The following is a 9,267-nucleotide window of genomic DNA, read 5'->3' as shown; positions in this document are numbered from 1 at the left end:
CATGTGGGTACATACGGCAAGAAACGTAGAACTGCATGGGATGGGGTGATGACACACCCCTTAGCTTGAGGGTTGCCCGAAACAGAAATGGACTGAGGGCGTTAACCACTCAAGAATCCCACGGCTTTAGCCGTGTGGAGTGTCAATTTTCAGTATATCCAGTCTATTATGATTTAGTAAGCGTACCAAACATGAAATGACAAGATAACGAAAGTACGTGAACTGACGTCGGACTTAATAAGTCGCTCACCCGGGAAAGCATTTGCACCCTCACGGATTTGCCACATACTCCCTAGTGATACAGGTGGTTCACGTTGTGACATCACGAAAAAAGTGACCCGCGGGCAGGCAACCTGGTGGGTCACTTTTTTGTAAAGCTCATCGTGAACGCGTCCCTATCCAAGGGCTCCTTCTATTATAAATCGAAATGGCGACTTCAGCTTTGGGACCACGGGCCATAATCTGAATAATCATCATTGATGGATAATTCATTTTCATGGTATAATCATAATTGCTTATTAAATGTTATTTAATAAGATTTGGTTCCAATTTGTGTGTGCAAAGTAGATCTAGGATATTTTCTAGTGTTGAAGAAGAAGTTAGGTGCCATTTAAGAGGATTTACTAAATGATATTTGAAAAGGGGGTGTTTGATGAAGTTGAGGGGAGACCATCATTTGGTCAAAAAAGTGAATCGGACACAAATTCTCGATTATATCCGCAAAAACGGACCTGTCTCGATCGCGCAAATCGCAGAGCGGACGCAACTGACGTTCCCTGCTGTTTCCAACATCGTGAAGGAATTACAGCAAGCTTCCATTCTTTCCGTTCTTGGTGTGGGGAAATCCAGCGGCGGACGGAAACCGTTGTTGTACAAGCTGAACTCGGAAGCGTTCTATGTGATCGGTGTGGATTTGTCGGTGGACGATATCAAAGCGGCGTTGTTTAACTTTGAGACACAAATTGTCGCCCAGGCACGTAAGGATGCCCCTGTAAGCGGAGAACCAGAAGACTATGTTCAATCCGTGGTGGTTTTGATTAAATCACTGATCAAAGAAGCGGGGATCGTGGAAGACAAAATCCTTGGTGTGGGGGTATCCGCACCAGGGCCCATCAATGAGGAAACAGGTGAAGTGATTCACCCTCCCAACCTTCCAAGGTGGAGCGTGTTTCCTCTCCGACGACGACTGGAAGAGGAACTGCGTTCACCCGTCAAACTGGAAAAAGACGCGAACGTGTCGGCGTTGGGGGAAAAGTGGTTCGGTGCGGGACAAGATGTCAATCATTTGATCTACATCTTGGTGGGCGAAGGAATCGGGGGAGGTATCGTCATCGGGGGACAGCTGTACAGGGGGAATCGATTCGGTGCGGGCGAGATCGGCCATGGCACCATTGATCTGGACGGACCACGTTGTAACTGCGGCAACTATGGTTGTCTGGAAGCAATGGCATCCGGGCTGGCGATGGTCCGCCGGATCGGTGAGGAACTGAGACGGGAGGCGGATTCGTCCTTTTATCCTCAAGACTCCCCATTGACACTTTCACTCGTTTTGGAAGCGCTTCAACAAGGAGATCCTTTGACGCTGCGTGTGGTGGAGGAGACTTCACGCATTTTGGGCATTGGGATCAGCGGGATCGTGAACGCTTTTCAACCCCAAAAAGTGATCATCGGCGGAAAAATCCCTCGAGCGTATCCCAAGATGGTGGAGATTGCCGCTGACATCGCCAAACGGCGTGTCATCTCCGTTTTCCGGGACCAAGTGACGATTGTGCCGTCCGCCCTTGGTGGGAAGTCGGCGATGACGGGCGCAGCAGCATTGGTGCTGGAAGAGATTTTTACGTTCCAATTCACATGAGGAGGGAGCTTTTGTGAAGCGCGTAGGAATCGTCGTGATGGCATTGATGTTGATGCTGTTGCAGGTCGGGTGCACTTCCGGTGGGAACGACAACGGCAAAGTGGAACTGACATACTGGCCGGCCGCCAACCCGGTGGAAGTGCAATTCGCCAAAGAAGTAGTGAAAGAGTGGAATGCCAAACACCCCAACATTCAAGTCAAAATGCAACCGCTTCCAGCCAGCCGGTCTACAGAAGAAGTGTTGCTGACTTCGATCGCGGGAGGAACGACACCGGATGTGTGCTCCAACATCAATCCGGGTGCTATTGGGCAATTTGTGGAAGCCGGTGGGTTGCTGCCGATCGACAGCATTGACGGTGCGATGGGGGAGATTTTGAAACGGACTCCCAAAGAAACCGTAGAAACGTTCAAATCCAAGGATGGGCATTTGTATCAGGTTCCTTGGAAAGGCAACCCGATTATGATCCTGTACAATAAACAACATTTTCGGGAAGTCGGTCTGAATCCTGACAACCCCGGTTTGGACACCTACTCCAAGTTCCTCGCGGCTGCCCGTAAGCTGACGCGCGATACGAACGGAGACGGAAAACCTGACATTTGGGCGATCGCTCCCAACGTGGAGCAAACTTGGTGGCAGCGGTTCTTCGACTTTTACCCCTGGTATGTGGCCGCGACGGAAGGGAAAACACTCTTAAAAGGCGGAAAGGCGGATTTCAACAACCCGAAAGGCTTGCAAGTGATGCAATTCTTCCGCACGCTTTTCCAACAAAAAATCGCGCCGCAATCCACCTTCAAAGAAAATCTGTTTGTTCAAGGAAAAGTATCGATGGTGATTACCGGACCGTGGGCGCTGGCCGATATTGAAAAGCAGGCGCCGAAAATGGAAGTGGGGGTTATGCCCATTCCCGTTCCTGACAACATGCCGGCGAAATTGCGCATCACTTACGGGGACCCAAAGAATATTGCTATTTTCCGGTCGACCCAGCATCCCAAAGAGGCTTGGGAGTTCACCAAATTTTTGATCAGTAAACAGAATGACGTCAAGTTTTTGAAAATGACGCAGCAAATTCCGTTCCGCAAGGATCTGGCCGAAGATCCTTCCGTTCAACAGTACCTGAGCCAAAAGCCCGTTCTCGACGCGTTTGTCCGACAAGCCCCGTACACGCGGGCTATCGACGATTCGAACAAAATCACGGATGTGTTTGACGCATTGTCGTTGGAATACCAACAAGCGGCGGTCATGGGGAAAAAAGATCCCCGGCAGGCATTGTCCGATGCGGAAAAAAAGGTGAATGAAATCCTGCAACGATCCCGATAACCTTGCACTCCGGAGCAAAGGGGGATCCTCCTCCTTTGCCCCGGTTAAAGGGGGTGAAAACGTGAAAGGAAAGAGGGCCGGATACTGGTTGGTTCTCCCGTATGTGGTCTTTTTGCTGGTATTTATGGCTTATCCCGTTCTTTTTTCTGTGTGGCTGACCTTTCACGATTGGAATCTCGTGTCTCCGGATATACCCTTCGTCGGGTTGGAGAACTATAAGCGATTGTTGAATGATGACCTGTTTTTCAAAGCGTTGTGGAACACGTTGCGTTTCATTCTCATCAATATTCCGCTACAGATCGGGTTGGCGTTGATCTTGGCGGTTGCGCTGAATCAACCGTTGAAAGGAAGAGGTTTCTTCCGGGGTGCCTATTTTCTACCGGTCGTAACTTCCGGGGTAGTCATTTCGTTTTTGTGGGCTTGGATGTTGTCCACTGATGACGGTTTGATCAACGGGTTATTGCAAAAAGCGGGTCTACACCCGGTCCCCTGGCTCACCAGTGAAACATGGGCGATGCCGTCGATAGCCTGGGTGGCCGCATGGAAAAACCTAGGATACTACGTCGTCATCTTTTTGGCCGGATTGCAGAGCATTCCCAAACAATTGTACGAAGCGGCGCGGATCGACGGAGCCACGTCATTGCAATGCTTTTTCCGGATCACGATTCCCATGTTGAACCCGGCCATGTTGTTGGTAGTGATCTTGTCGACGATCAACGGGTTCCAATTGTTCACCGAACCGTACATTATGACGGGTGGTGGACCGGCCAACAGTTCGTTGTCCGTCGTGATGTATATTTACAAAAACGCGTTTCAAAGTCTCGATATGGGATACGCGGCCACGATCGGATTGGTGCTGGCTCTCATCATCCTGAGCGTGTCGATGATTCAAAAGCGTTTGTTGGAAAAAGACGTGACGTATTGAATAACCGGAAGGGGGAGGCGATATGGACCGAAAAATCAGCAATTGGATCAAAAGAGGATGCTTATATGTCGTATTGGTGGCCGGGGCGGTGATGTTTGTTGTTCCGTTTTATTGGATGGTGTTGGCGTCATTGAAAACACCGGAAGAAGCGTTCCGTCTCGATTTGATTCCTTCACGCATCACGTTGGACAGTTACCGCTACATGCTCGAGCGGATCCCGGTTTGGAAAGGGTTGCTCAACAGTTTCGTATTTGCGGGGAGCGTAACGCTGATTACGTTGATTTTCACCTCGATGGCCGGCTATGCCTTGGCGCGTCTGAAGTTTCGGGGAAGAGACGTGCTGTTTTCCATCATGTTATTGACGATGATGATTCCGTTTCAACTGCTCATGATTCCGCTGTACATTATAGTGGTGAAATTGCATTGGATGAATTCGTTTGCCGGTCTGATCCTTCCCGTTTCCATGAACGCATTGGGGGTTTTTATCTTTCGTCAATTTTTCCGCACTGTCCCTCAAGAGTTGATTGATGCCGCCCGGATTGACGGGGCAGGTGAATGGCGCATTCTGTTCCAGATTATGATGCCCATTTCCAAACCGGCCGTGGTCACCGTTGCCATTCTCACATTTATGGGACCTTGGAACGACCTGCTCTGGCCGCTCTTGGTCATGCGGGATCAGGAATTGATGCCTCTGGCGCAAATGGCCACTTTGTTCGGTTTGGAAGGACAGGGAGGACAGTGGGGCAGTATCATGGCCGTGAACACCATGTTGGCTTTTCCTGTGATCGTGTTGTATCTCTTTTTTCAACGCTACTTTATTGAGAGTGTTGGGAGTTCCGGCATGAAGGGATAAATGTTAACACTCCACATGGCTAAAGCACCACAGGTACACCCTTGGACGCTGTGGTCTTCAGGCGGTTTCATCTGTAAAGGAGGTGAGTCGGAAGCCGGACCGGCTGAATTACTATGAAAAGTTTATATGTAGGGATTGATTTGGGTGGTACCAAAATCGCTGGGGCATTGGTGGATCGTGACGGTTCCCTTTTGCGCCGCATTCGGTTGGAGACACGGGCGGAACAAGGCCCGCAACCAGTTATCGACAGGCTGGTCGAGGCGGTTATTCAGTTGACAGATGGTGTGCGCTCCTCCGTGAAAGGAGTCGGAGTGGCTGCCCCTGGTCCGCTGGATTCCCGTTCGGGTGTAGTGTTTTCTCCCCCCAATCTGCCCGGATGGATGGATGTACCGTTGCGTCAGGTGCTGGAGGATCGTTTGGGCATACCCGTCAAGTTGGAGAATGACGCCAACGCTGCAGCGTGGGGAGAGTATTGGTTCGGCGCCGGTCAAAGGAAGGGAACGATGATTTACTTGACCGTAAGCACGGGTGTGGGTAGCGGTTTGGTATTGGACGGCCGGCTGTTTCGCGGCGAAAATACGTTTGCCGGAGAGATTGGCCATACCATTGTTGATCCGGAAGGTCCGCCTTGTGGGTGCGGTAGAAAAGGATGTTTGGAATCGCTGGCGTCGGGTACGGCCATTGCGAAATTCGGTCAAAATACGGATCCGTCGTCGTTGATTCATTCACTCGCTATGGAAGATGGCGGGCTGGTCCGCGCGGAACACGTGTTTGAGGCATATCGGATGGGAGATGCCCAGGCCGAAATCATCATTCGTCAAACGGTACTTTACTTGGCGATCGGGCTGTCCAACCTGATCCATATTTTCAATCCTGGAAAAATAGTGGTGGGTGGCGGTGTCAGTCGTGCCGGCGATATGCTGTTTCCATTGTTGCGAGAGCAGTTGGAGAGTTATTTGATGGCGCCGTTTCGAGGAACGTGCGAAGTGGTGCCGGCATCATTGGGAGAGGATGCCGGTGTATTAGGCGCGGCGGCACTTTGGACGGATAGTAGCCGCAAGTCGGAACAGGGGATAATGTAATCCCGTCATGAACATTTCATCTTTGAAGGAGTGGAGAGAGTGATGCAAAAGTCTCAACGTATCGCTGGCACGATTCGTTTTCCCATGGGTCCGTTCGAAAAATATGAAGGAAACCCCATATTGTCACCGCAGGGGGATAGTTGGGAAGCCAAAGATGTGTTCAATCCGGCGGTGGTGGTGAAAGACGATAAAGTGTACATGCTTTATCGTGCCGAAGACCATACGGGCGAAGGCGAATGGAACGGCACTTCCCGTATCGGCCTGGCGGTGAGCGAAGACGGCATTCATTTCGAGCGCCGTCCCGAACCGGTGCTGGTTCCCACCGAACCGTACGAACAACCCGGGGGATGCGAAGACCCGCGGGTGACGCTGATCGATAACACTTATTATATGACCTACACGGCGTATGACGGCGAATGTGCTCGGATGTGCCTGGCGACATCCAAAGATCTGGTCCATTGGGAAAAACGTGGTGTGCTGTTCCCGGACTGGAAAGGAGATCAGCCGAGGATTTGGTCTAAATCGGGAGCAATCCTGCCCGAAAAAATCAATGGCAAGTATGTGATGTATTTCGGTGATTCCGCCATTTGGGTGGCTTATTCTGAGGACCTTATACATTGGGATCCTGTGGAAAAACCTGTACTGCAAACCCGGCAGGACCCCGGTGCTTTTGACAGCGTCTTGGTGGAACCAGGACCACAACCGCTGTTGACCGAGGAAGGGATTTTGCTGATTTACAACGCAGCACATCCCCTGAAAGAGGAACGCGGCGAAAAGGTGCGCTACGCCGTTGGACAAGCGCTGTTTTCACTGGATGATCCAGAGCAACTAATCCAACGGACGGAGCGGGCTTTCCTCGAACCGCAATCGGCCGATGAATGCGAAGGTCAGGTAGATCATGTGGTTTTTGCTGAAGGCTTGGTGGAATTTCAGGGGAAATGGTATTTGTACTTCGGTATGGCCGATTCCAAGATCGGCGTGGCTGTATACCGCCCGTAGAGAGAGAAAGTCGGTGGAGTGGGGAGAAGCCGGATGATACAGGAGGCAGAGGGAAAGCGTATGAAAAGAAATCAGTGGTGGATTTGGGTAATAGTCTTCTTGTTGACAGCTAGCCAGACTCCCTTGGTTTCCGCGCATTCGGTGGTTTCACCATCTCAACCGACACGAGTCAATCTTGCGCACTTGAATCATCTTCAAGACGAAGTGATGATAAATGGTATGCCGATGTCTGTCACCCGCATTTATTCCGAGTATCCGGATTACGGTTGGGTGCCAGCCAATGGAGAAGGGATCGGTTGCGTGGACGATACGGCACGGGCGGCTGTCGTATACCTTCGGGATTTTGAGTCGAATGGGAACCGGGACAGCTTGGAACGCGCCCGGAGAGCTCTCAATTTCATTCGTTACATGCAAGCAGACGACGGAGAATTTTACAACTTTGTATTCGCTGACTACAGTATCAACCGCGATGGGCCCACCAGTCACAAGTCGATGGGGTGGTGGGCCGCCAGAGCCATGTGGGCTATGGGGTATGGCTACCGTGTGTTCTTGAAAGAGGATCCGGCTTACGCCACAGAATTGAAAAAGCATTTTCTGTTGGCAAACGAAGCGTTGCAACGCACGATTGCACCTCAATACGGCCAGTATCGGACGGTGCACGGAGTAAAGGTACCTGCCTGGATGGACGGCTTTGACGCGATGTCCAACGCTTTGCTCGGATTGACGGAATTTTATCGAGCTGAACCGTTGCCTGAAGTAAAGAAATCGATGGAGATGATCGGGAACGGATTGCAACAATATCAATTGGGGGATTTTGGACTATATCCATACCATGCCCATCTTGATTGGGGAGGGTCGATCCAACTCTGGCACGCATGGGGCAGTTCCCAGCCGATGGCATTGGCTAAGGCGGGAATAGTACTGAAGCGAAGGGATTGGATTGATTCCGCCCGTAAAGCTGCTGATGGATTGTATGCCTATTTGTTGACCTCGGGCATGATCAAGGAGATGGCACCGACCCCGACCCAATTTGAACAGATCGCATACGGTGTCAACCGGATGGTGCAGGGGCTGATCAGTGTTTACCAAGCGACGGGCAACCCCAATTATGCACGGATGGCAGGGTTGGCGGCCTCATGGTTTACCGGGAACAACGCAGCTCATACCGCGATGTATGATCCAGGAACGGGCCGCGGCTACGACGGCATTATCGCTCCGGGCAAGATCAACCGGAATGCCGGAGCCGAATCGACGATCGAAACATTGATGGCAATGCAGTCGGTTCTCTCCAACCACTGGGCCACACCATATGTGAACGCCCGCACGGTCGAGATGCATGGTCTTCGTCTGATGGAAGCGGAAAAAGCGCAAGCGACCCACGGATCTCCCGTGATCATCACACCCGATTCGTCTTGGAACGGAGAGGCGGTGTACAGCAGTCAAACAGTAAAAATGTCAAACGGGGACGGTTTGACATTTGTATGGGATAATGACTGTACAGAACCAGTGCAAATCGAGGCGGCTATGGAGAAACAAGCAACGGTCAAAGGGAAGAGCATATTGGAAGTGTTGGTTAACGGAAAACCAATCGCCCTTTACGATGCAGGTGGATCGCCGGACCGGGATTATTTGTGGCGGGATCCGATCGGCCAAGCGGTATTAAAAAAGGGTATCAACCGGATTACCATGATTTATCACGGCGGGAGACCATTGATTTTGGATAATATCGCGGTTCAACCGGTCCGTTCATTCGTTTCGTTTACGACGGAACGGACAGGGCAAAACGCCTTCATCCACGATATTCGTACGAAGAAAAACTGGTTCGTCCAAGGGAAGTAAGCTGTATCCGTAGCCGGCAGAGTTGGATGAGTATTACTTGGAGGGACTGGAGTACATCACAGTGGTGCCACCAGAAACATTTGCTCACGGAAACGTCTTGTCGCGTATTCGAAATTGCCGAACAAGTGGGTTACAAGGATTACAAATATTTCGTGTACGTGTTCAAGAAGCTGACGGGAGTAACGCCCACAGGCTACCGTGAGTACAACATATCCGGATGATCTATAAATGGATATGGAGGATCAGGAGTATGAAGATCAATGAAAATTGGAAGATTCAATGGTTTGAACCGGGACAGGCCAATGAGCTTGAGGTCGCGTATCCCGATTACATCGACCACTTCTGGATTTCCACCAAGGTCCCCGGAGATGTACATTCGACGCTTATCGAGAAAAA

The 9,267-nt window shown here is 50.9% G+C and carries 8 protein-coding genes; all 8 read left to right on the top strand.

Annotated elements, in window-relative coordinates; translation table 11 throughout:
• Positions 1-652: 652 nt before the first annotated feature.
• Complete coding sequence (locus tag NWF35_RS05510) at positions 653-1,855, top strand: ROK family transcriptional regulator (RefSeq protein ID WP_301238089.1); 1,203 nt, start codon at positions 653-655, stop codon at positions 1,853-1,855.
• Between the two features lie 13 nt (positions 1,856-1,868).
• Positions 1,869-3,173 carry an ABC transporter substrate-binding protein gene (locus tag NWF35_RS05505; RefSeq protein ID WP_301238088.1) on the top strand — a complete coding sequence of 435 codons (1,305 nt, stop codon included), beginning with the start codon at positions 1,869-1,871 and terminating at the stop codon, positions 3,171-3,173.
• A 61-nt stretch (positions 3,174-3,234) separates the two neighbouring features.
• Positions 3,235-4,098, top strand: a complete 864-nt coding sequence (locus tag NWF35_RS05500; protein WP_301238087.1) for a carbohydrate ABC transporter permease — start codon at positions 3,235-3,237, stop codon at positions 4,096-4,098.
• Positions 4,099-4,120: 22 nt separating this feature from the next.
• The gene (locus tag NWF35_RS05495; protein ID WP_301238086.1) at positions 4,121-4,951 is read left to right on the top strand and encodes a carbohydrate ABC transporter permease; all 831 of its coding nucleotides are present in this window, start codon (positions 4,121-4,123) and stop codon (positions 4,949-4,951) included.
• 113 nt (positions 4,952-5,064) lie between these two features.
• Positions 5,065-6,033 carry an ROK family protein gene (locus NWF35_RS05490; RefSeq protein WP_301238085.1) on the top strand — a complete coding sequence of 323 codons (969 nt, stop codon included), beginning with the start codon at positions 5,065-5,067 and terminating at the stop codon, positions 6,031-6,033.
• 42 nt (positions 6,034-6,075) lie between these two features.
• Positions 6,076-7,032, top strand: coding sequence for a glycoside hydrolase family 130 protein (locus NWF35_RS05485; protein WP_301238084.1), 957 nt, complete (start codon positions 6,076-6,078; stop codon positions 7,030-7,032).
• Between the two features lie 60 nt (positions 7,033-7,092).
• A complete protein-coding gene (locus tag NWF35_RS05480; protein ID WP_301238083.1) occupies positions 7,093-8,871 on the top strand; it encodes a prenyltransferase/squalene oxidase repeat-containing protein in 1,779 nt (592 codons plus the stop codon).
• 26 nt (positions 8,872-8,897) lie between these two features.
• Positions 8,898-9,092 carry a helix-turn-helix domain-containing protein gene (locus NWF35_RS05475; RefSeq protein WP_301238082.1) on the top strand — a complete coding sequence of 65 codons (195 nt, stop codon included), beginning with the start codon at positions 8,898-8,900 and terminating at the stop codon, positions 9,090-9,092.
• The last annotated feature ends 175 nt before the right edge of the window (positions 9,093-9,267 follow it).

The organism is Polycladomyces subterraneus, assembly GCF_030433435.1.
Lineage (GTDB): Bacteria > Bacillota > Bacilli > Thermoactinomycetales > JIR-001 > Polycladomyces > Polycladomyces subterraneus.
This window is presented reverse-complemented; position numbering and strand designations above follow the sequence as displayed.

What these genes read in the sequence shown, in the direction of transcription:
- NWF35_RS05510 (WP_301238089.1), top strand. Translation starts at nt 653, where the DNA reads ATGAAGTTGAGGGGAGACCATCATTTGGTCAAAAAAGTGAATCGGACA.
- NWF35_RS05485 (WP_301238084.1), top strand. Translation starts at nt 6,076, where the DNA reads ATGCAAAAGTCTCAACGTATCGCTGGCACGATTCGTTTTCCCATGGGT.
- NWF35_RS05490 (WP_301238085.1), top strand. Translation starts at nt 5,065, where the DNA reads ATGAAAAGTTTATATGTAGGGATTGATTTGGGTGGTACCAAAATCGCT.
- NWF35_RS05480 (WP_301238083.1), top strand. Translation starts at nt 7,093, where the DNA reads ATGAAAAGAAATCAGTGGTGGATTTGGGTAATAGTCTTCTTGTTGACA.
- NWF35_RS05475 (WP_301238082.1), top strand. Translation starts at nt 8,898, where the DNA reads ATGAGTATTACTTGGAGGGACTGGAGTACATCACAGTGGTGCCACCAG.
- NWF35_RS05495 (WP_301238086.1), top strand. Translation starts at nt 4,121, where the DNA reads ATGGACCGAAAAATCAGCAATTGGATCAAAAGAGGATGCTTATATGTC.